The sequence below is a fragment of the Paenibacillus sp. EKM211P genome (genome assembly GCF_011066175.1).
Taxonomy (GTDB): Bacteria; Bacillota; Bacilli; order Paenibacillales; family Paenibacillaceae; genus Paenibacillus; species Paenibacillus polymyxa.
On the sequence record NZ_JAAMNS010000055.1, the window covers coordinates 1 to 467 of the forward strand.

1 protein-coding gene is annotated in these 467 nt (G+C 55.2%); it reads left to right on the forward strand.

Annotated features, from left to right (window positions below; all coding sequences use genetic code 11):
• On the forward strand, positions 1-467 hold a 467-nt coding region (locus G9G57_RS25315; protein WP_164965683.1), incomplete at both ends, for a condensation domain-containing protein.

The following is a 467-nucleotide window of genomic DNA, read 5'->3' on the forward strand; positions in this document are numbered from 1 at the left end:
GAAATGGCCGCGGCTATGGAGCGGCTGGAGATCGGCTCGTTCACGGCTATTCCGGCTGCAGAATCTAGCGAGTATTATCCGCTTTCTTCTGCTCAGAAACGTCTCTATATCTTGAACCAGCTGGAAGGAGCCGAGCTGAGCTACAACATACCGGGAGCTATGCTGCTCGAAGGGGAGCTCGACCGGCAGCGGTTTGAAGAAGCGTTCCACGGGCTCGTAACTCGTCATGAAACGCTGCGTACCGGTTTTGAGATGGTAAAAGGCGAAGCGGTTCAGCGGATTTACGAAGAAGCCGCCTTCCAGGTGGAATATGTGCAGATCAGCGAGGAGCAGGCAGAAGAAACGGTGCGCCAATTCGTTCGTCCGTTTGATCTAGCGAAGCCGCCCCTTCTGCGGGTAGGCCTTGCTGAACTGGCGCCGGACCGGCACATTCTAATGTTCGATACGCATCATATCGTATCTGACGG